Annotated in this window: 24 protein-coding genes; 12 read left to right on the forward strand and 12 right to left on the reverse strand. The window is 71.7% G+C overall.

Features of this window, described 5'->3' with window-relative positions; genetic code table 11:
* Positions 1 to 46 precede the first annotated feature (46 nt).
* On the forward strand, positions 47 to 580 hold the full coding sequence (locus ACFW3L_RS14685) for a sugar O-acetyltransferase (protein WP_378740496.1): 534 nt from the start codon (positions 47 to 49) through the stop codon (positions 578 to 580).
* Between the two features lie 116 nt (positions 581 to 696).
* Here ACFW3L_RS14685 and ACFW3L_RS14690 read toward each other — a convergent pair whose 3' ends face one another.
* Positions 697 to 798 carry a hypothetical protein gene (locus ACFW3L_RS14690; protein WP_378740499.1) on the reverse strand — a complete coding sequence of 34 codons (102 nt, stop codon included), beginning with the start codon at positions 796 to 798 and terminating at the stop codon, positions 697 to 699.
* 130 nt (positions 799 to 928) lie between these two features.
* On the reverse strand, positions 929 to 2,818 hold the full coding sequence (locus tag ACFW3L_RS14695) for an ABC transporter ATP-binding protein (RefSeq protein WP_378740406.1): 1,890 nt from the start codon (positions 2,816 to 2,818) through the stop codon (positions 929 to 931).
* Positions 2,819 to 2,975: 157 nt separating this feature from the next.
* Here ACFW3L_RS14695 and ACFW3L_RS14700 point away from each other — a divergent pair, with 157 nt between their 5' ends.
* On the forward strand, positions 2,976 to 3,827 hold the full coding sequence (locus ACFW3L_RS14700) for an alpha/beta fold hydrolase (protein ID WP_378740502.1): 852 nt from the start codon (positions 2,976 to 2,978) through the stop codon (positions 3,825 to 3,827).
* Here ACFW3L_RS14700 and ACFW3L_RS14705 read toward each other — a convergent pair.
* Entirely contained in the window at positions 3,772 to 4,677 is a 906-nt protein-coding gene (locus ACFW3L_RS14705; protein WP_378740408.1) for a DMT family transporter, read from the reverse strand. The genes ACFW3L_RS14700 and ACFW3L_RS14705 overlap by 56 nt on opposite strands.
* 68 nt (positions 4,678 to 4,745) lie before the next feature.
* Between ACFW3L_RS14705 and ACFW3L_RS14710 the strand changes: the two genes are divergently transcribed.
* The gene (locus tag ACFW3L_RS14710) at positions 4,746 to 5,603 is read left to right on the forward strand and encodes a LysR family transcriptional regulator (protein WP_378740410.1); all 858 of its coding nucleotides are present in this window, start codon (positions 4,746 to 4,748) and stop codon (positions 5,601 to 5,603) included.
* 24 nt (positions 5,604 to 5,627) lie between these two features.
* Here the strand turns inward: ACFW3L_RS14710 and ACFW3L_RS14715 are convergent, their stop codons facing one another.
* Positions 5,628 to 6,317, reverse strand: coding sequence for a GAP family protein (locus tag ACFW3L_RS14715; RefSeq protein ID WP_378740412.1), 690 nt, complete (start codon positions 6,315 to 6,317; stop codon positions 5,628 to 5,630).
* Between the two features lie 70 nt (positions 6,318 to 6,387).
* Between ACFW3L_RS14715 and ACFW3L_RS14720 the strand changes: the two genes are divergently transcribed.
* Together ACFW3L_RS14720 and ACFW3L_RS14725 are read left to right on the forward strand one after the other, a co-directional pair.
* Positions 6,388 to 7,005: a TetR/AcrR family transcriptional regulator gene (locus ACFW3L_RS14720; RefSeq protein WP_378740414.1), complete on the forward strand. Its 618-nt coding sequence runs from the start codon at positions 6,388 to 6,390 to the stop codon at positions 7,003 to 7,005.
* Positions 7,006 to 7,142: 137 nt separating this feature from the next.
* Positions 7,143 to 7,706, forward strand: coding sequence for a GNAT family N-acetyltransferase (locus tag ACFW3L_RS14725; RefSeq protein ID WP_378740504.1), 564 nt, complete (start codon positions 7,143 to 7,145; stop codon positions 7,704 to 7,706).
* Positions 7,707 to 7,710: 4 nt separating this feature from the next.
* On the opposite strand, the gene ACFW3L_RS14730 is transcribed toward ACFW3L_RS14725, so the two are convergent.
* Positions 7,711 to 8,118, reverse strand: coding sequence for a MarR family winged helix-turn-helix transcriptional regulator (locus tag ACFW3L_RS14730; protein WP_378740416.1), 408 nt, complete (start codon positions 8,116 to 8,118; stop codon positions 7,711 to 7,713).
* 171 nt (positions 8,119 to 8,289) lie between these two features.
* On the opposite strand from ACFW3L_RS14730, the gene ACFW3L_RS14735 reads away from it, so the two are divergent.
* Positions 8,290 to 8,736, forward strand: coding sequence for a GNAT family N-acetyltransferase (locus ACFW3L_RS14735; protein WP_378740418.1), 447 nt, complete (start codon positions 8,290 to 8,292; stop codon positions 8,734 to 8,736).
* A gap of 62 nt (positions 8,737 to 8,798) precedes the next feature.
* Here ACFW3L_RS14735 and ACFW3L_RS14740 read toward each other — a convergent pair whose 3' ends face one another.
* The 3 genes from ACFW3L_RS14740 to ACFW3L_RS14750 form a co-directional block, all read right to left on the reverse strand.
* Positions 8,799 to 9,602, reverse strand: coding sequence for a class I SAM-dependent methyltransferase (locus ACFW3L_RS14740; protein ID WP_378740420.1), 804 nt, complete (start codon positions 9,600 to 9,602; stop codon positions 8,799 to 8,801).
* Positions 9,603 to 9,700: 98 nt separating this feature from the next.
* Positions 9,701 to 10,096, reverse strand: a complete 396-nt coding sequence (locus ACFW3L_RS14745; protein WP_378740422.1) for a DUF4180 domain-containing protein — start codon at positions 10,094 to 10,096, stop codon at positions 9,701 to 9,703.
* Complete coding sequence (locus ACFW3L_RS14750; protein WP_378740424.1) at positions 10,093 to 10,524, reverse strand: helix-turn-helix domain-containing protein; 432 nt, start codon at positions 10,522 to 10,524, stop codon at positions 10,093 to 10,095. Before ACFW3L_RS14750 ends, ACFW3L_RS14745 begins: the two co-directional genes overlap by 4 nt.
* Before the next feature lie 149 nt (positions 10,525 to 10,673).
* On the opposite strand from ACFW3L_RS14750, the gene ACFW3L_RS14755 reads away from it, so the two are divergent.
* Positions 10,674 to 11,156, forward strand: a complete 483-nt coding sequence (locus tag ACFW3L_RS14755; RefSeq protein ID WP_378740426.1) for a VOC family protein — start codon at positions 10,674 to 10,676, stop codon at positions 11,154 to 11,156.
* A 36-nt stretch (positions 11,157 to 11,192) separates the two neighbouring features.
* Here the strand turns inward: ACFW3L_RS14755 and ACFW3L_RS14760 are convergent, their stop codons facing one another.
* The gene (locus tag ACFW3L_RS14760) at positions 11,193 to 12,050 is read right to left on the reverse strand and encodes an NAD(P)H-binding protein (RefSeq protein WP_378740429.1); all 858 of its coding nucleotides are present in this window, start codon (positions 12,048 to 12,050) and stop codon (positions 11,193 to 11,195) included.
* A 168-nt stretch (positions 12,051 to 12,218) separates the two neighbouring features.
* Here ACFW3L_RS14760 and ACFW3L_RS14765 point away from each other — a divergent pair, with 168 nt between their 5' ends.
* A complete protein-coding gene (locus ACFW3L_RS14765; protein WP_378740431.1) occupies positions 12,219 to 12,818 on the forward strand; it encodes a TetR/AcrR family transcriptional regulator in 600 nt (199 codons plus the stop codon).
* A 15-nt stretch (positions 12,819 to 12,833) separates the two neighbouring features.
* Here the strand turns inward: ACFW3L_RS14765 and ACFW3L_RS14770 are convergent, their stop codons facing one another.
* A complete protein-coding gene (locus tag ACFW3L_RS14770; RefSeq protein WP_378740433.1) occupies positions 12,834 to 13,586 on the reverse strand; it encodes a (2Fe-2S)-binding protein in 753 nt (250 codons plus the stop codon).
* Between the two features lie 101 nt (positions 13,587 to 13,687).
* Here ACFW3L_RS14770 and ACFW3L_RS14775 point away from each other — a divergent pair, with 101 nt between their 5' ends.
* Genes ACFW3L_RS14775 through ACFW3L_RS14785 form a run of 3 tightly spaced genes read left to right on the forward strand, consistent with a single transcriptional unit; the run spans position 13,688 to position 16,812 of the window.
* Complete coding sequence (locus ACFW3L_RS14775) at positions 13,688 to 15,085, forward strand: histidine kinase (protein WP_378740435.1); 1,398 nt, start codon at positions 13,688 to 13,690, stop codon at positions 15,083 to 15,085.
* Complete coding sequence (locus ACFW3L_RS14780; protein WP_378740437.1) at positions 15,073 to 15,780, forward strand: response regulator; 708 nt, start codon at positions 15,073 to 15,075, stop codon at positions 15,778 to 15,780. Before ACFW3L_RS14775 ends, ACFW3L_RS14780 begins: the two co-directional genes overlap by 13 nt.
* Positions 15,781 to 15,840: 60 nt before the next feature.
* A complete protein-coding gene (locus ACFW3L_RS14785; RefSeq protein WP_378740439.1) occupies positions 15,841 to 16,812 on the forward strand; it encodes a DUF4097 domain-containing protein in 972 nt (323 codons plus the stop codon).
* Positions 16,813 to 16,815: 3 nt separating this feature from the next.
* On the opposite strand, the gene ACFW3L_RS14790 is transcribed toward ACFW3L_RS14785, so the two are convergent.
* Positions 16,816 to 17,205, reverse strand: a complete 390-nt coding sequence (locus ACFW3L_RS14790; protein WP_378740442.1) for a hypothetical protein — start codon at positions 17,203 to 17,205, stop codon at positions 16,816 to 16,818.
* Positions 17,206 to 17,331: 126 nt separating this feature from the next.
* On the opposite strand from ACFW3L_RS14790, the gene ACFW3L_RS14795 reads away from it, so the two are divergent.
* Complete coding sequence (locus tag ACFW3L_RS14795) at positions 17,332 to 18,348, forward strand: Gfo/Idh/MocA family protein (RefSeq protein WP_378740444.1); 1,017 nt, start codon at positions 17,332 to 17,334, stop codon at positions 18,346 to 18,348.
* Here ACFW3L_RS14795 and ACFW3L_RS14800 read toward each other — a convergent pair.
* On the reverse strand, positions 18,326 to 19,252 hold the full coding sequence (locus ACFW3L_RS14800) for a GNAT family N-acetyltransferase (RefSeq protein ID WP_378740446.1): 927 nt from the start codon (positions 19,250 to 19,252) through the stop codon (positions 18,326 to 18,328). The genes ACFW3L_RS14795 and ACFW3L_RS14800 overlap by 23 nt on opposite strands.
* Positions 19,253 to 19,344: the final 92 nt, after the last annotated feature.

Genomic DNA, 19,344 nt, shown 5'->3' on the forward strand with positions numbered 1-19,344 from the left:
GACTCCCTAAGGAAGGACCACCCCCGTGGGCACTCAGAAGGAACGCATGCTGGCCGGTGAGCTCTACCTCGCCGACGACCCCGAGATCCACGCGGACGTGACCCGGGCCGCGCTGCTCTCCGAGGCGTTCAACACCTGCGCGGCCGACGACGCCGAGGGGCGGTTCAAGGCCCTCACCGACCTCGTCGGTGAGCTCGGGGAGGGCAGCGAGATCCGTCCGCCGCTGCGTGTGGACCTCGGGTACCGGATCACCATCGGGCCGCGTTCCTTCGTCAACTTCGACGCGGTCATGCTCGACGTCGCCCCCATCACGATCGGCGCGGACGTCCTGATCGGACCGGGTGTCCAGCTGCTCACCCCCACGCACCCGATCGACCCGGAGCTGCGCCGGGCCAAGTGGGAGGCGGCCGAGCCCATCACCATCGGAGACAACGTGTGGCTGGGCGGCGGGGTCATCGTCTGCCCGGGTGTGACCATCGGTGAGAACACCGTGGTGGGCGCCGGGGCCGTGGTCTCCAAGGACCTGCCAGCGAACGTGGTGGCGGTCGGCAACCCCGCCCGGGTCGTCAAGGAGATCTGAGACCGGAGCGGTGGGGGACCGTCGCGTCGGGCCCGCCTTCGACGCCCGGACCGGCGAAGGGCGGAGGGGCCGGAACGCGGGCTGCGTTCCGGCCCCTCGCCGTTCCACGGGCGGGATCAGTCCTGCGGCCGCCCCGCTTGGAGGCGCTCCAGGTTCTCCTCGCCCCAGGCGCCGAGGGCGTTGAGCGCGGGCAGGAGTGTGCGGCCGAACTCGGTCAGCGACTACTCGACCCTGGGCGGCACCTGCTGGTGGACCTCGCAGTGCACCATGCCGTCCGCACTCGCGGGCCCCGGGCGCCGTCGTGGCCGTCCCCCGGTGTGGCGCCACCGGGGGACGGGGTTCGTGGGCCTACCCGGCCGTCGTCGCCGGTTCGGGGTCCCCGTGGGAGAACTGGGTCCGGTACAGCTCGGCGTAGCGGCCGCCCCTGGCCAGCAGCTCGGCGTGGGTGCCGCGTTCCACGATCCGCCCGGCCTCGACCACCAGGATGGCGTCCGCCGCGCGGATGGTGGAGAGCCGGTGGGCGATGACCAGGGCGGTCCGCCCCTCCAGGGCCTCGGCCAGCGCGGCCTGGACCGCCGCTTCGGAAGTGGAGTCCAGGGCGGAGGTGGCCTCGTCGAGAATGACCACCTCCGGCCCGGTCAGCAGGAGACGGGCGATGGTGAGCCGCTGGCGCTCCCCTCCGGAGAAGCGGTAGCCGCGCTCGCCCACCACCGTGTCCAGTCCGTCGGGGAGGCTGGCGACGAGGGTGTCCAGGCGGGCACGGCGCAGGGCGTCCCAGACCTGTTCGTCGGTGGCCTCGGGGGCGCCGAGGGTGAGGTTGGCGCGGATGGACTCGTGGAACAGGTGGCCGTCCTGGGTGACCATGCCCAGGGTGGCCCGCACGGACGCGAAGGTGAGGTCGCGGACGTCGGTCCCGCCCAGGCGGACGGCGCCCTCATCCACGTCGTACAGGCGCGGGGTGAGCTGGGCGATGGTGGACTTGCCCGCTCCGGAGGAGCCGACCAGGGCCACGGTCTGACCGGGTTCGACCCGGAACGACACCCCGTGCAGGACCGGGCCGTTGTCGGTGGTGTCCAGGGTGGCGACCTCCTCCAGTGAGGCGAGGGAGACCCGGTCGGCGGTCGGGTAACCGAAGGAGACGTCGTCGAACTCCAGCGAGACGGGCCCCGCGGGGACCGGGCGCGCGTCCGGGCTCTCGTCCACCAGCGGCTTCAGGTCCAGGACCTCGAACACCCTGCTGAAGCTGACCAGGGCGCTCATGATCTCCACGCGGGCGCTGGCCAGCGCCGTCAGCGGCGCGTACAGGCGGGTCAGGAGCATGCCCATCGCGACGACCGTTCCGGCGTCGAGCTGGCCCCTCAGCGCGTAGAAGCCGCCGAGGCCGTAGACCAGGGCGAGGGCGAGCGCGGAGACCAGGGTCAGGGCGGTGAAGAAGATCTCCTGGACCATGGCGGTGCGCACTCCGATGTCGCGGACCCGGCTGGCGCGGCGGGCGAACTCGGCGGCCTCGTCGTCGGGGCGGCCGAAGAGCTTGACCAGCGTGGCGCCGGGAGCCGAGAAACGCTCGGTCATCTGGGTGCTCATGGCGGAGTTGTGGATGGTGCGTTCGCGTTCGATCCTGGCCAGCCGGGCGCCCATGCGGCGGGCGGGCAGGACGAAGACGGGCAGCAGCACGAGCGAGAGCAGGGTGATCTGCCAGGACAGGGTCGCCATGACGACCAGCGCCAGCACGAGCGTGACGAGGTTGCTGATCACCCCGGACAGGACGTCGCTGAAGGCGCGCTGGGCACCGATGACGTCGTTGTTGAGCCGGCTGACCAGGGCTCCGGTACGGGTCCGGGTGAAGAAGGCGACCGGCATCCGCTGGACGTGCTCGTAGACGGTGGTGCGCAGGTCCAGGATGAGCCCCTCCCCGACCCGGGAGGAGAACCACCGCACGGCCAGGGAGAGCACGGCCTCCGCGATCGCGACCAGGGCGATGAGCCCGGCCAGGAGCAGGACCGGCCTGAGCGCCGCCCCGGCCACGATCTCGTTGACGACCTCACCGGCCAGCAGAGGTGAGGCCACCGCCAGGGCGGCCGTGACGACGCTGAGGCCGAGGAACCACGCGAGGGGGCGTGCGTGCGGTCGGGCGAAGGAGGCGATCCTGCGCAGGACGGGGCGGGAGAAGGGGCGCTGATCCTCGTGGGCGTGCATCGCGTGGTAGATCGAGTTCCACGCGGCCATTTCCATACTCATGGGGTCCACCGGTCCGAGTCGTTGGGTACCCCTGAACCGTAGAACCCGAACAATACTTGAGGTCAAGTTTTCATCGTCCCTCCCGAATTCTTCCCTGTACTTCCCTTTTATAAGGAAGGTTGCGGTATCTTGAGGAAGAGGAGAGAGGATGCGTGTCATGAGTGCGATCTACCGAACCGAGGACGGGGAGCGGTGGCTCCGGCAGCGGTACCTCCGGGCCCTGGACCATGCCCCCGTCCCGACCCGGAGGCTGACGGTCCCGACCCGTGAGGGGGAGACCTTCGTGCTCGCCTGCGGCCCCGAGGAGGCTCCGCCGCTGGTCCTGCTGCACGGGTCCGGGGCCAACTCGGCCCACTGGTTCCCGGACCTGCCCGCGTGGTCGGAGCACTTCCGGGTGTACTCCGTGGACCTGGTCGGTGAGCCCGGACTGAGCGCGCCCACCCGCCCCGAGCTGTCCACCGAGGCCAGCGCGCTGTGGCTGGACGACGTCCTCGCGGAGCTCGGCGTGCGTGACACCGCCATGGCCGGGATGTCCCTGGGAGGATGGACGGCTCTCGACTACGCGATCCGCCGCCCCGGACGCGTCACCCGCCTCGCTATGGGCTGCCCGGGCGGGGTGGGCGCCCAACGCCGGTGGAGCATCCTGGGGGCGGGGCTGCTCATGTCGTTCGGGGCCCGTGCCCGGCAGCGGTCGGTCCGCTACCTGGTCGGGCTCGGGCGTTCCGGGAACGACGCGGTGCTGGACGAGATCATGGCGGTCTTCTCCAGGTTCCGGCCGCGTACCGCGTCCCTGCCGGTCTTCCCGGACGAGGCGCTGCGCACGCTGGGGACCCCGCTCCAGGTGACCGTGGGCGACCGGGACCGGATGTTCGACTCCGAAGAGACCGCCCGGCGCGTGCGGGCGTGCGTCCCGCACGCCCGCGTACGGGTGCTTCCCGGAGTCGGCCACGCCCTCACGCCCCAGACCGGGCCCGCCCTGGAGTTCCTTCGAGGCGGGGTCCCCGGCTGACCGTTCCGGCGCTGACCGCGTTCGCGGCCACGATCGCGAGGATCGCCGCGCCCTCCCACCCGTCCAGGGCCTGGCCCAGCACCAGCCAGCCCGCCAGGGCCGCCATCACGGGGTGCACGCTCATGAACAGGCCGAAGAAGCGGGCCGGGACCCGGCGCAACGCGTACAGGTCGCCCAGGAACGGGACCATCGAGGAGAGCACCCCCGCCACCGCCGCACAGAGGACGGCGACCGGTGTGGGCGGGTGCAGGTACAGCGCGGTGATCCCCACGGGCACGAACACGAGCGCGGAGATCCCGGCGGCGGTCGCCGAGCCCTCGATCCCGGGGAGCCGCCGCCCGACCGTCCGGTTGAGCAGGATGTAGGCGGCCCAACAGGCCGCCGCGACCAGGGCCAGGGCGATCCCCGTGTAGTCGGTGGAGGGCTGCGGACGCATGAGGACCGCGACAGCCCCGCCCGCCACCAACGCGCAGGCCAGGTCGGTCCAGCGGCGCGTGGCGGCCAGGGCCACCGCCAGCGGCCCGAGGAACTCCAGGGTGACCGCCAGCCCCAGTCCGATGCGGTCCACGGCCAGGTAGAGGGTCAGGTTCATGGAACCGAACACCACCGCCATCGCCAGCACCGGCCACCACTGCCGCCAGGTGAAGGCACGCAGTCGGGGACGTCCCACCAGCATCAGCACGGTGCCTGCCACCCACTGGCGGATCGCGACCACCCCGACCGGGCCGATGACCGGGAAGGCCAGGGCGGCGGTGGCCGCCCCGACCTGGTTGGAGGCGCCGCCGGTCAGCATCACGGCCATGCCCCGCCAGCGGTCGGCGCCCTGCCCGGTGTCGGTGGAAGTCGTCATACCGGGAGCATCCACCGGTCGTTCGTATACGCAAAATGCATACGAGTGAGCATCTATACGCTGAAGTCATGGATCTCGAACTCCGTCACCTGCGCTGCCTCGTCGCGATCGTGGACACGGGCGGGTTCAGCGACGCCGCCCTCGACCTGGGGGTGTCCCAGGCGGCGGTCTCCCGGACCCTGGCCGCCCTGGAGGGCATCCTCGGCGTGCGACTCCTGCACCGCACCAGCCGGGACGTCACGCCCACCACGGCCGGGGTCCAGGTGTTGGCCCGTGCCCGCCACCTGTTGGCCGAGGCCGAGAACCTGGTGAGCGAGGCGACCACCGGCCACACCCGGCTGCGGGTGGGCCACGCGTGGTCGGCGGTGGGCCGCCACACGGCGGAGTTCCAGCGCCGCTGGGCCGACCTGCACCCGGGCGTGGACCTGCACCTGGTCCGCACCAACACCCCCACCGGCGGGCTGGCCGAGGGGTTGTGCGATCTGGCGGTGGTCCGAGCGCCCTTCGACGGTAGGCGCTTCGACAGCGCCGTGGTGGGACACGAGCGGCGGCACTGCGCGATGGCCTCCGACGACCCCTGGGCCCGGCGGCGCTCGCTGCGTCTGGACGAGCTGACCGGCCGCGTCCTGCTGTTCGACCGGCGCACCGGAACCACCACGGCGGACCTGTGGCCGGAGGGCGCGCGGCCCGAGATGGAACCCACCCGCGACATCGACGACTGGCTGGCCGAGATCGCCACGGGGCGGGCGGTCGGCATCACCCCGGAGAGCACCGCCACGCAGTACCGGCGCGACGGCATCGTCTTCCGCCCCCTGCGCGACGCGCCGCTGATCCCGGTGCGGCTGGTCTGGCGACGCCACGACCCGCACCCGGCCACGCACGCGGCGGTGGCGCTGCTCTCGGAGCTGTACGGCCAGGGGCGCTGACCGGGCCCGGGTGTCCGGCGGGACTCAGGGGTTCAGGGAGTCGATGACGTCGATGACCCCCACCTGCTGGAGGCCGTGCACGAGGAGGATCAGCCCCACGATGCCGATGATCCAGGACAGGGTCTCCCGCGAGCCCGCGTCGATCTTCTCGCGCCAGCGGTCCAGCCTGGGACGCAGGCGCTCACCGAACACGCGGTGCCCCAGGTAGAGGAGGACGGGCGGCAGGACCATCACGAGGTTGTAGGCGGCGAGCACCGGGATCCAGGTGGAGGCGCTCAGCCCGGCGGTGCTCATGATGCCGATGGCGCCGAGGTAGGGCAGGGCGGTCCCGGCCTCCAGCAGACCGGTCGCCAGGCCGAGGCCGATCATGCTGACGGTGCGGAACGAGGCCGGGCGTCGGGGAGCGCGTCTCCTGGTCGGCATCACCCAGGAGTAGGCGAACAGGCCCCCGCCCAGGACCAGGAGCCCCCAGCCGAAGAGGGGGCTGTCCGCGAGGTGGGACAGGCCGCCGAGGGCCGCCCCCAGTCCCAGCATGAGCGCGCATCCGAGGGCGAAGTAGAACAGGGCCACCGTGCCGAGGTAGACGAAGAGGGGGCGGGCCACGGAGGTCGCGCCGCTGAGCAGTACGAACAGGGAGACGCCGAGGGTCGTGGGACTCAGGGTGTCCAGGAGCGCCAGTCCGGCGACCGGCAGGAGTACGTCCAAGGGGGGCATGCGACTCTCCACGTCTGTTTTTAACTCGACTGTGCTAAATAAAATAACACAGGCGTGCTAGAAAAGGGGAGTGCCCAAGATCGTTGATCACGAAGAACGCCGCAGGGAGCTGGCCGAGGCCCTGTGGAGGGTGATCGCCCACTCCGGCCCCCAAGCCGTGTCCATCCGCACCGTCGCCGCCGAGGCGGGGCTCTCCGCCGGGGCGCTGCGCCACTACTTCCAGACCCGTGAGGAACTCCTGGTCTTCGCCATGGACCTGTCCGAGGAACGCGTCGTCGGGCGGATGCGGGAGCAGTCGCGCACCTGGCGCCCCGAGGAGTCGGTGGTCGAGCGCGCCGCCGGGTTCGCGGAGCACATGCTCCCCCTGGACTCCGTCCGCAGCGCCGAGTTCCAGGTCTGGCAGGCCGCCGGGCACCTCGGGGAACTCGACCCCCGTCTGGAGGAGCGCTGGGCCCGGCAGCGCGGCCTGTACCGCCAGCTGGTCGGGGCGCTCGGCGGGCTGCCTCCCCTGGAGGACCCCGAACACGAGCACCCCGACCCCTGGCTGGAGACCTGGGCCGCGTTCCTGCACACCTTCGTGGACGGGCTGGCGCTCCAGATGATGGTCAACCCCGCACAGGTCCCCGCCGAGGCGGGTCGGGCGCGGCTGCGCTCCTTCCTGGCCCACGTGGAGGCCAGTCGGAGGTAGTCCGTCCGGGCCGCCCGGACGGGACGCACCCCCGGGCCCGAACCGGGGGTGGCCGGTCCACTCCCCGGACTTGGACATACTGGGTGCGCGGTTCGGGGTGATTCCGAAGGATTTCGAGGGGGAAGAGCGTGACCACCATGCGCGGCGACGAGGGTGTGCCGGACGGACGGACCAAGATCGAGTTCAGGCCCGCGGGGGTCGAGGACGTCCCGGCACTGGTCGACCTGGTCAACTCCTGCTACCGGGGCGACAGCTCACGCCGGGGCTGGACCACCGAGGCCGACTTCCTCGACGGCCAGCGGGTGGACGCCGACGCCCTGACGGAGCTGTTCGGCCGGACCAACACCCTGGTTCTCGTGGGTGAGTCCGAGGGCGAGGTCGTCACCTGCTGCGAACTCCAGCGGACCGTCAACGGCGCGTACTTCGGGATGTTCTCGGTGCGCCCCGACCTCCAGGGCGCGGGCCTCGGACGGATCGTGCTGGCCGAGGCCGAGCGCACGGCGGCGAGCGAGTGGGGGTGCCGCCTCATCCGGATGAAGGTTCTCAAGCAGCGCCCGGAGCTCATCGCCTGGTACGAGCGGCGCGGATACACCAACACCGGCAAGACCGAGCCCTTCCCCTACGGCGACGCGGCCTTCGGGCTGCCCAGACAGGACGACCTGGCCTTCGTCGAACTCACCAGGGAACTGCACTTCGACTGACCGGTCAGGACGGTTCGAGGTTGGCCGACATCCGCTCCAGCACGTTGACCGTGTCGCGGTACTCCTGGTCGCTGACGCCCTGGCACAGGCGTTCCCGGGTGCGGGTGACGCGCTGGAGGAGCTCGCCGTGGGCTCGCTGTCCCTCGGAGGTCAGTTCCAGGGAGACCAGACCGCTGATCCAGCCGCGCTCACGCAGGGCCTCCACCGCCGGAGCGACGCTGGGCTCGTCGTCCTCCAGGAAGGGCGCAAGGCGCTGGTCCAGCTGGAGGACGGTGCCGGGGTCGTCGTGCAGGGAGTTGAGCACCTGCCACTGGCGGCGGTCGAGGGAGTCCTCGGCCAGGGCGTGGTCGAAGTCGTGCTCGATGAGCCGGTCCAGGTGCTTGAGCCAGAATCCGATGGGCAGGTCGGACATGGTGCCTCCGGAGGGCCGATGGTCCCGATGGACCGACGCTATATCGGGCGTCGCCGCCGTCGCCAGTGCTCCGCCGGTGCGTGTCCCGCGAGTGCGACGTGGACCACCCCTGCCCTGCGTGGATCAGCGGTGGGACCGGTGGGTGGAGACCGGCGGTGCCATACTGCGCGGATGACGATCATTCGACAGGCCCGCCCCAGTGACGTCGCCGTGCTCACCCGACTGGCCGACAGCGCCTACGGACACTACGTCGAGCGGATGGGGAAGGAGCCCGGGCCGATGACGGCGGACTACGCCTCGCTGGTCGGTGCGGGCGAGGTGTGGGTGGCCGAGCAGGAGGGTGTGCCCGTGGGCCTTCTCGTCCTCAGGGCGAGGCCGGATCACCTTCTCTTGGACAACATCGCGGTCTCACCGAGCTCCCAGGGCGCGGGGGTGGGCGGGCGGCTGTTGGACTTCGCGGACGACTACGCCCGTGCGCGGGGACTGACGGAGGTCAGGCTCTACACACATGAGTCGATGACGGAGAACCTGGCCTACTATCCTCGTCGCGGATACGTGGAGACGGGTCGTGCGACGGAGCATGGCTTTCGTCGCGTGTTCTTCAGCAAGCGCCTTTGAGGCCGTGAGGCCGACGCCTGGGTGGGGCGGCCGGGCCGCCCCACCGCGTGTCAGCTGGAGTCTCAGCCCGGAACGCGGCACAGGACCGCGCCCCGGGGTATCACGAACACGCCGTCGGGGTGCTCGCTCCACCGCCGCCAGCCGGCGGAGATCCACTCCAGGTCGTCCTGGCTCGCCATGCCCCGGGTGACGGCGTCCCGGCCCATGGTCGACTCCAGGATGCGACGCGACCACATCCCGCCCCACCAGGCACGGCGTTCGGGGTCGGAGTGGTCCCACACCTCCGCGACATGCCTGACCTCGGTGAACCCGGCCGCGTGCGCCCAGGCCAGCAGGTGGCGCCCGGCATCTGGTTCGCCGCCGTTGGCCCGGGCCACCCGCTGGTACAGCGCCATCCACGCGTCCAGCTCGGGCAGGTTCGGGTACCAGTGCATCGCCGAGTAGTCGCTGTCGCAGGCGGCCACAACCCCGCCCGGCCGGGCGACACGGCCCATCTCGGCCAGCGCCCGCACCGGATCGCCCACGTGCTGGAGGACCTGGTGCGCGTGGACGACGTCGAAGGTGTCGTCGGGCAGGTCCAGGGCGTGGACGTCACCGACCACGAAGTCGACGTTGTCCACACCGGCCTCCTCCGCGTGGGCGCTCGCCCTCTCGACCGCCTCGGCGGAGGCGTCCACGGCGGTGACGCGCCCCGGCGCGACCCTGCGGGCGAGGTCGACGGTGATGCTGCCGGGGCCGCAGCCCACATCCAGCAGGGAGCGGCCGGGCCGGACCTCCGAGAGCGCGTAGGCGGCCGAGTTCTCGGCGTCGCGCCACAGGTAGGAGGTGGTGACGATCGGGTGCTGTCCGTGTGTGTACCGGGCCATGGCGTTCCGCCTTCGTCTCGGGGGCTCCGGTCGACCCTACCCGCGAGTCTCCTCTTGTGAGATCCATTTCTCACAAAGTGAGACGAAACCTGGGTGACTCAGGAGACCAGGCGTCCGCCCAGGGCCTCCAGGTCCGGGACGAACCAGCACTGGGTGCCGCGATCGCACTCCCGGACCAGGTCCCGGAAGGCGTCGCTGGCGGCCACGTGCCGGGAGACGTCCCCGACCACGGCCAGCCGGAGCCGGTAGTTGGCGAACTTCTGGAGGAACTCTCCGGCGACGCCCGTGCGCAGCCGGAAGAAGTCGGCGTCGAGGCGCGCGGCGGGAACCGCGACCCAGGTGACGCCGTGGTGGAAGGCGTCCCCGATCACGTCGGCGGCCTCGCGCAGGGGCGCGCCCCGTTCCGGGCAGAGCATGACCGGGTGGCCACCCAGACGGCGGACCTCCGGGGCGATCTCGGCCCCCGGTTCCGCCTCCCTTCCCGAGGGGGTCACCGCTGGTCACCCGTGAGCGAGTCGACGTAGCCCAACAGCGTCGCGGTGGTGGCCAGGTCGCCCACGATGACCACCTTCAGGCGGGCGCGGTCCGGGTCGTGGACCACCTGGACGTGCGCGCGCCCGCGGCCCTCGGGACGCCCGGTGACGGAGAGCAGGGTGGTGAGTCGGTCGGCCGTGGCGCGGTCGACCCCGTCGACCTGGACGACGGTGGAGGCCTCCGCGTACGGGGCCCGCGGGGCGTCCGGGCCCTCCTCCTCGGCCAGCGGGCCGCCGGTGAACTCCTCCAGGTCGCGGCGGCGCACGCGGTACTGCTTCCCGATCCGGGTGGCCGCCAGTCGTCCCTCGCGGACGTAGGCACGCACCGTCTTGACGTGCAGACCCAGAAGGTCCGCGACCTGGTCCACCGAGTAGTACTGCTGCGGCACGGTTCTCCTCACCGACGGCCCTGTGTTCCGAAACCTTCCCTTATTGTACTCGATCATCACGGATGATAGGGAAGTTTGGGGAGTGTGGTGCGGTACGTGAGAACCGGGTACGTGAGAGGAGAGGGGAACGCCGGGGGAGAGGGGGAGCCATGGCACTCCTGCACAAGATCAGGCCGTGTCTGTGGTTCGACGACCAGGCCGAGCAGGCGGCGGAGTTCTACACCCGCGTCTTCGAGAACTCACGGGTGCTCAGGACGACGTACTACGGCCCGGACATGCCCCTGGCCGAGGGCACCGTGCTGACCGTCGAGTTCGAGCTGGACGGGGCGCGCTTCACCGCGCTCAACGGCGGGGACGCCTTCACCTTCGACGAGGCGGTGTCCTTCCAGGTGATCTGCCGCGACCAGGAGGAGTCGGACCACTACTGGAACGCGCTCACCGACGGCGGCCAGGAGAGCCAGTGCGGCTGGCTCAAGGACCGCTTCGGTCTGTCCTGGCAGGTCTATCCCGAGGAGCTGGACTCCCTGGTGTGGGACCCCGACCCCGATCGGGCGGGCCGGGCCACCCAGGCCATGCTGAGGATGCGCCGGATCGACCTGGAGGCGGTGCGGCGCGCCGCCGACGGCCTCTGAGCCCACCGGAGAACGGGGACACGGCCCCGCGCCCCATCAGGCCCTCATCTGTGCGGCGAGCTGGTCCGCGACGCTCCGGGGAGCGCGACCCAGGAGCTCGCCCAGCAGCGGGTCCCGTTCGGCGAAGTAGCCCTCCCGCGTCGCGCGGAACATGGTGAGCGTGAAGCGGGCCGCCTGCTCCGGAACGCCGCGCGCCTCCTGGTCCGCGACCCACTGCTCGTCGTCGACCACGACGCGTTCGACGGAGCGTCCACTGAGTTCGGAGACGATCCCGGCGAAGTCGTCGAGGGTGACGGCCTCCTCGGCGACCAGGGTCACGGCCCCGTCGAAGGAGCGGTCGCCGGAGAGGACGGCGGCCGCGGCCTCGGACAGGTCGGCGGGGGCGGTCCACGGGACGGGGCCGTCGTCCGGAGCCGCGATCACCCCGGTCTCCCGCCACGGACCGAGCAGGGCGTCGAAGCTGTGGCCGAAGAATCCATAGCGCAGGGAGGTCCACGCGACCCCAGAACCGGCGAGGATCTCCTCGGTGGCGGCGTGGACGGCCGCCGGAGGGTACGGGCCCCCGAACGCGGCTCCCTGTTGACTCGTGTACAGGATTCTCCGGGCGCCGGCCGCGACCGCCGCCTCGATCGCGTCGCGGTGCAGGCTCACCATGTCGGCCGTCGGGTCGTTCCCGGACACCAGGAGCACCTGGTCGGCGCCGGCGAAGGACACGCGCAGAGCGGCCGTGTCCTCGTAGGAGCCCTGCCGCACGCGCACTCCGCGCTCGGCGAGGTGCCTGGCCCTGGCGGGGTCCCGCACACTCACACCGACCCTTTCGGCCGGCAGGCGGCTGAGGAGGTGTTCGACGGTGCCTCCGTTGAGGGTGCCCGTGGCGCCGGTGACGACGATCATGTTCGCGGTCCTTCCTTGCGTGCCCGTGCTCGTGCCCGGTCGGCGTCCGAGCTGGTGGCGCCCGTTCCAATAACTTGACCAGCCGGGTCAGTTTCACTTCCGCCCACGACCGTAGATAAACTGACTCAGCGAGTCAAGTTATGGCGGCGGCGAGAGGCGGCAGGATCCATGACCGGTGCGACACCCGCGAACCCCCGGCTGCGCGCCGACGCCCGGCGCAACGCGGAGCAGATTCGCCGGGCGGCGATCGCCGCCTTCCAGGGGCGGGGGCTGAGCGTGCCGCTGGAGGAGGTGGCCCGGGCGGCGGGAGTGAGCAAGGCGACGATCTTCAACCGGTTCGGCGGCCGCGTGGGCCTCATCGAAGCCGTCATCCAGGAGGTCGTCGCCGACGAGCTCGACGCCGTCATCGACCACACGCGGTCCCTGGACGACGCCGGGGCGCGGATCGACCACTACCTCACCGCGATCCGCGACCTCCAGTACCGTCAGCCCACCACCAACGACGTCCTGCTCCAGGACTATCCCCATTCACGGCAGCTCATGGACATCTGCCGTGCCGCGGGTGAGATCTACGAAGAACTCGTCGAGGCCGGGCACGCCTCGGGGGCCCTGCGGCCAGAGTTCACGGTGGACGACCTGCACACGCTCATCGTCGACAACGCTCTCGCCCTCAAGCACGGCGTGCTGCCGCCCCGGGACGCCTACGACCGCCGCGCCGCCTACCTCCTCGACGGCATCCGAGCGCAGCGCGGACGGTACCGCGCCTGACCAGCCTCGACCCGGTCAGCGGGCACCCGGTGGGCGACGCAGGGCGCAGTCGCCGCACAGACCGCCCCCGGGGAGCCGGTAGTACAGGCAGCACGTGGTCCGGCGGAAGACGGCCAGCCCGGCACGGTCCACCCCGGTGTGGGACCCGGTGCCTTCGAGGGTGCGGCGCCCTGTCAGCACGCGGACCACCTCCTCGGCACCCGCGCGCCGTTCTCTCCGTGCGCCGCCCAGAGCACGCGCGGCCCCCGCCAGGGCCGCTCCGGTGTTGCCCCGCAGCAGCCCTGGGGAGACCCGGCCGATCCCGGTCAGCGTCTCCTCCACCCCGGACAGCACGCCCTCCACCACGGTCTGCTCCAACCAGGCGGCGACCTCCAGGGGGTCCCGGGACAGCGGCTCGGCCCCCAGCTGCGCCGTGCGCAGTTCCCACGCCCCCGAGCGTTCCGGTTCGAAGAGGAACAGGTCCGGGCGCAGTCCCACCCCGTGACACAGCCCCGCCGCCAGCACGGGCGAGATCAGCCGGGACGCCAGCCCCTGGTGGAACAGCGAGGCACCCACCCGCCACTCCACCTCGTCGGCGCCGAGTCCCGAAACCGCCCCGAGCTGGGCCCGCACCCGCCCGACCTCGGCGGCGGCCCGCTCCCGCCCGGTCAACGCGGTCACCTGCTCCCAGCCCTCGCCGTGCGGCACACCACCCACCGCGAAGAACGTGTTGACGCCCCCGATGTCCTCCAACACCCGCTCCAGCACCGCGCCCCCGCTCCGCGCCATCCGATCCCCCCGCCCCGACCGGTCGGGTAGTGCTGGCACCACCCGTGTTCCTCGTGCTGATGACCTCGTGCACCGGTCCCCGGGAATCCTAGATTGGACCTGTGAGCGGCACACGAGAACAACGGGCGCGAGGCGCGGAGCGGGGTGGTGCCCGACCGGGCTCCCTGACCGGTGTTCCCTTCGCCGCCGCTCCAAACGGCAGCGGATGGCGGCTGCTCCTGGTCCAGGTCCTGCACCTGATGACCTCCCTGGCCCTGGCCCTGTTCTACCTGATCCCCGTGTCCCTGCTGGTGACAGTGGCCGCCTGGATCGGCATGGGGTTGTTCCTGCCCTGGACGGATGTCGGGCTCTCCCACTCGGTCTCGCAGATCGTCCGCGACTCCCTGGGGTTGCTGGTCGCCCTGCCCGTCGCCGCCACCCTGCTCGCCCGACTCGCCTGCCGGGTCCAGCGCGACCGCCTCGCCAACGTGTTCGGGATCGTGGAGACCAGCCCTCCCGACCCGCTGGCGGACGACAACCCCTGGGTCCGGGTGTGGCGGTTCGTCTTCGGCCGCGACGCCTGGACCATGGTGGTCTACAGCACCGCCGCGGGCCTGCACGGGCTGTTCGCCGCCGGGCTGGTCGTGGTCTTCGTGGTGTGCGGCGGCGCCGCCGCCATCGGCGCGTCCCTGGGCATCGCCTACATCCTGGCCCTCGGGTCGCCCGGCGACCTGGTCGGCCCGCTACTCCTGGTTCTCGTCGGCCCGCTGGCCACCGTGGTCGGCCTGCGCCTGGCCCCGTACATGATCTCCACCGAGGTCCTCCTGCACCGCCTGCTGCTCTTCGAGGCCCCCGAGGTCCGGATGCGGCGCCGCCTCCTGCACGTCCAGGACAGTCGGCTCCGCATGGTGGACGAGGCCGAGGCCGAACGCCGCAGGATCGAACGCGACCTGCACGACGGCGCCCAGCAACGGCTGCTCGCGCTCACCATGACCCTCACTCGGGCACGCGCCCGGCTCTCCCACGATCCCGACGGCGCCCGCGAGCTGATCACCGAGGCGCAGGCGGAGTCCCGGGAGGTCATGACCGACCTCCGCCAGGTCGCACGCGGCCTGCACCCCAGGGTCCTGACCGACCACGGACTCGGCGCGGCCCTGCCGGTGGCGGTCGGACGCTCCCCGGTTCCGGTCCGCCTCGACGTGGACCTGGCCGAACGCCCCTCGGCCCGGGCGGAGGGCGTGGCCTACTACGTGGTCTGCGAGGCGTTGACCAACATCGCCAAGCACGCCGACGCCGAGCAGGTCACCGTGGCCGTCGGCCGCGTCCCGGCCGCGAGGCGCGGGGGCGAGCTGCTGTGCGTCACAGTGACCGACGACGGGGTCGGGGGAGCCGACCCCGAGGCGGGCACCGGTCTCTACGGGCTGTGGGACCGGGTGGACGCCGTCGACGGGGAGCTGACCGTCCACAGCCCGACCGGTGGGGGCACCGTCCTCACCGCGAACATCCCATGGAAGGCGTGACCGTGAGCACGGCCCAGAGACTGGACGAACGGCCGGAGCCGCGCGTCATCATCGCGGAGGACTCCGTACTGCTGCGCAGCGGCATGGTCCGGCTGCTGGAGGACTCCGGTGTGGAGATCGTCGCGGCGGTGGGCGACGCCGACGCGTTGAACGCCGCCGTCGCGGAGCACCCGGACGTCGACCTCTGCCTGATCGACATCCGGATGCCGCCCACCTACTCCGAGGAGGGCATCCAGGCCGCCGTGCGGATCCGACGGACCCACCCCGACGTGGCCGTGCTGCTGCTGTCCCAGCACGTGGTCAGCCGCTACGCCGCCGACCTCCTCGGCGGCGGGGCCGAGAAGGTCGGCTACCTGCTCAAGGACCGTGTGGCCGACATCGAGGAGTTCCTCGCCGTGCTGCGCCGGGTGGCCGGGGGCGGCGCGGCGATCGACCCCGAGGTGGTCTCACAGCTGCTGAGCAGACGGCGGGACCGCGCCCTGGAGAGCCTCACCCCGCGCGAGGGCGAGGTGCTGGAGGTGATGGCCCAGGGCCTGAACAACGCCGGAATCGCGGACCGGCTCGCCATCACCGACCGTGCCGTGGAGAAGCACATCAGGTCGATCTTCACCAAGCTCGACCTCGGCCATGACGACCACGACCACCGCAGGGTCCAGGCGGTGCTGCGCTACCTGCGCGGCAACGACCGGGACTGACCCGCACCGAGACCAGGACGCACCAGAGGGAGGGCCGAGCCTTCCAGGAAGGGAAAGAACATGACTTTCAGGGCCCGAGGCCTGTACGCCTCCTCAAGCAAGGAACGCGGGGGTTTCCGCAGGGGGCCGTGGATGTTCCTGGGCGGGGTGCTCGTGCTGGCCCTGGTGGTTCTCACCGCGCTCTCCGTGCTGGGGAACATGACCGTCAACCAGTCCGATCGCGCCGACTCCTTCGACGGGGTGAGCGCGTTGGAGATCGACAACTCCACCGGGGGTGAGGTCCTGCTCCGGGGCGGGACCGGCGACGGGGTCACGGTGGACCGCAAGCTGCGGGGCAGCCCCCTGTCGGAACCCGACGAGGACATCGAGGCCGAGGGCGGCACACTGGAGATCGACACCGAGTGTTCGGGGCTGCCGTTCTTCAGCTCCTGCTCGGTGGACTACGAGGTCACCGTCCCCGCCGGGACCCGGGTGACGTTGCAGACGGTCAGCGGCCGGGTCGCGGTGGAGAACCTGGAGGGCGACCTGAGCGTGGAGACCACCAGCGGCGCGGTGGACGTGACCGAGCAGGTCGGTGTCGTCGAGGTGGAGACCGTCTCGGGTGAGGTCGCGCTCGACGGGGTCGAGGGTTCGGTGGAGGCCCACACCGTCAGCGGCCGGATCACGGCCTCCGGTGAGGGCGCCCTGCTGGACGTCTCCAGCACCTCGGGCACGATCGTCACCGAGGACTTCGGCGCCGACGAGGTCCGTGCCGAGTCGGTGAGCGGTTCGCTGGAGCTCGGCGGCGGGTTCACCACGCTTGAGGCCACCACGACCTCCGGTGACGTCAGCCTGCGGACGGCCGACCCCTTCGACCTGCTGTCGGTCGAGACCGTGAGCGGCGCGGTCGCCGCGACGGTCCCGGACGGCGAGTACGAGGTCACCGGTGAGTCGGTGTCCGGGCAGCGCGAGTTCGACGTGGACACCGGGAACGGCGCCGACGGTCGGATCGACGTCAACACCACCAGCGGTTCCGTCCGGGTCGGGAGCTAGGCCCTAGGCGCCCCGGCGTTCGAAGCGCAGCGCCGCCCAGTCCGAGTCGATCGGCACCTGGGCGGTGCTGTGCCACCCGGCGTCCACGAGGGTGTCCCAGCCCTGGTCCGCCGTCAGGTCCGTGATGATCGTGCCGCCCCGCTGCGGGAAGCACACCCACAGGCGGGTGGTCGGGGCGGTGAGCTCCAGGGCGCGCGGCCCCTCCCGTTCGACGGTGCCCCGGTCCAGGGCGAACAGGTGCAGGTCGTCGTACTCGGCGCCCTCGATCGGACCGAGGTCGACGTGGAGGTCGGGCGGGGGGTCCAACAGCCGCAGGTAGCGTTCCGGGGCGTTGAGGACGAGCAGCCGGTCCCCGGGCTCGACCCCCAACCTCCGGGCGAGTGTCTCCGACATTCCTCCTCCGTTCACGTGTCGCGCCGAGCGCGGGCCTCTCCTCGGCCACCGTACGGTTCCCGCGCTCCGAAACCGAGGACCTTCCCCGCCTCGACCCGGAGATGACCGTCTTTTTAGGATGCGCACATGACACAAGAGAACGGTGGGCCGCGCTGGGGCGTGGTGGGGACCGGCGGGATCGCACGCGCCTTCATGGAGGGGGTGCGGGCCGTCCCCTCGGCCCGGGTCACGGCGGTGGCGTCGCGTACACGGGACCGGGCGGAGGAGTTCGGTCGGGAGTGGGACGTTCCCCGTCGCCACGGCGGCTACGCGGAGCTCGCCGCCGACCCGGACGTGGACGTGGTGTACGTCGCCACCCCGCACCCCTGGCACCATCCGAACACCCTCCTGATGCTCGACGCGGGCAAGCACGTGCTCGTGGAGAAGCCCATGGCGATGAACGCGCTCCAGGTGTCGCAGATGGTGGCGGCCGCCCGGGCCAACGACCGCTTCCTGATGGAGGCAGTGTGGACGCGGTTCCTGCCCGCCTCCCGGCTCGCCCAGGACCTGGTGGCGGACGGGGCGATCGGGGAACTGTGCACGGTCGCCGCCGACTTCGGGATCAACGTCCCCTACGACCCCGAGCACCGGCTCTTCAACGTCGACCTCGGCGGTGGTGCCTTCATGGACCTGGGTGTGTACCCGCTGGAGTTGGCCTCGCGGTACCTGGGTGAGCTCACCGTCGTGGGTGCCACCCGTCAGCTGTCCCCGGACCGGATGGTCGACACGCAGACCTCGGTGCTGGTGCACGGGGAGAACGGGGTGAGCGCCGCCCTGACCTGTGCCTCCCGCAACGTGCTGCCCAACCGCGCGGTGCTGGCCGGGACGGACGGTTGGCTGGAGGTCCCCCGCTTCTGGGCCGCCACCGACGTGGTCCTGCACAGGGAGGGGAGCGCGCCCGAGCGGTTCCACCGGCCCTTCCGGGCCAACGGCTACGAGTACGAGATCGAGGAGGTCGGACGGTGTCTGGCCGCCGGAGAACGCCAGAGCCCGGAGATGACCTGGGCGGAGAGTCTGCGGCTGGCCGGGGTCACGGACCAGATCCGGGACGTGGGCTCGCTGGTGAGCGGGCCGTCCGACGTCAGAAGCGTCCCCCGGGGATGAGGCCGCTCGCCCCCGCCCCCGTGGGTGTGGCGCGCACGGTGAAGTCGTCGCGGACCGACGCCCCCGGGACGCTCCGGCCCCGGGAGGCGGGCGCGGAGCCGCGCGACCGTGGGCTCAGGGCGCGGCCCAGGGCGAGCCTGGCCAGGGGCAGCGCGCCCATGCGGGCCACGACCAGGACCGCGTCCTTGGGGCCGACCTCGCGGGCGAAGTGGGCGTCCAGAACGGGGTCGCCGCTCCGGGGGGCCACCCCGTAGATCTCGCCGTCGAACATTCGGTAGGCGTCGCGCACCATCAGGGAGTCGGGGTCCAGGCCGGGGCCGTCCCCGAGCCAGTCGGCGGCGTCGGATGCGATCCGGCGCACCAGGCCGGGCACGGGGCGGCCCTGGCGCGGGAAGACCCGTGCCCGGCCGAGTCCCTTGCGCCACCCCGCGTAGACGGCCGGGTGACGGGTGCGCAGTACGACGTAGGTGCTGGACAGGGGGTGTGCCAGGACCTCGCGGTTGAGGAAGTGCAGCATCAGGGCGGCGGAGAGGCCCGAGCGCCGGTGGGCGGGGACCACTCCGGCCGCGTCCAGGTACAGGGCGTGGCGGGCGGCGAAGCGGCGCCGGTGGTAACCGCCCCAGCCGACGGGGACGCCGTCCGGTCCGAGGATCAGCGCCAGCGAGGAGATCTGGTCGAAGAACCCCGAGGCCATCCTGGCGTGCCAGTAGCCGGAGTGGTCGGCGCCGAAGGCGCGGGCCGCCAGGTCGCGCAGAGCGTGGTGGAGGCGTTCCCGGCACTCGGGTTCCAGGGAGGTGGGGTCGTCCCAGCGGGCGACACGGTAGCCGGGCCGGAGGGGGCGCACTGTCGGGGGAACACTGAGTTCGCGCAGTTCCAGGCAGTGGTGTCGGGTCTGGTCGGGCACGCGGAAGCCCCACTTTCATTACTCTACGAAAGTAAACGACTCCTTAACGTAGCTGGTTTGTGGCGTTCCCGCGCGGACTTGACCCAACTGGA

Source organism: Nocardiopsis sp. NPDC058789 (genome assembly GCF_042745575.1).
In the GTDB taxonomy this organism is placed as follows: Bacteria; Actinomycetota; Actinomycetes; order Streptosporangiales; family Streptosporangiaceae; genus Nocardiopsis; species Nocardiopsis eucommiae.